1 tRNA gene is annotated in these 341 nt (G+C 39.6%); it reads left to right on the top strand.

Going from position 1 to position 341, the window contains the following annotated elements:
* The first annotated feature begins 58 nt into the window (after window positions 1–58).
* Window positions 59–134, top strand: a tRNA-Ala gene (locus OH458_RS22035).
* The last annotated feature ends 207 nt before the right edge of the window (window positions 135–341 follow it).

Here is a 341-nt window from a genome sequence, read left to right as displayed (position 1 = left end):
AAGTCCACTCAGACCCACCAATTTCCTTGAAATTGGCATACAGTATCGACACCTTGATGGGGCTATAGCTCAGCTGGGAGAGCGCCTGCCTTGCACGCAGGAGGTCTGCGGTTCGATCCCGCATAGCTCCACCATCTTTAAGTGTTCTTCTTTCTTTAAATAGAAGGCAGAACCTTTAAAAATGGTTTTCATTAGAAAATCTAGCTCTTTAACAATTTGGAAAGCTGACAAATCAACAAATTATTGTTGATTGTAAAGTTCTCAATGTTTGTCTTTATGACAAACACCAATACAACACATTCAAGTGTTCTTGGGAATGTCACTTTTAGTGACTATTCAAA

It is taken from the genome of Vibrio sp. MarTm2, from assembly GCF_027587055.1.
In the GTDB taxonomy this organism is placed as follows: domain Bacteria; phylum Pseudomonadota; class Gammaproteobacteria; order Enterobacterales; family Vibrionaceae; genus Vibrio; species Vibrio sinaloensis_D.
This window is presented reverse-complemented; position numbering and strand designations above follow the sequence as displayed.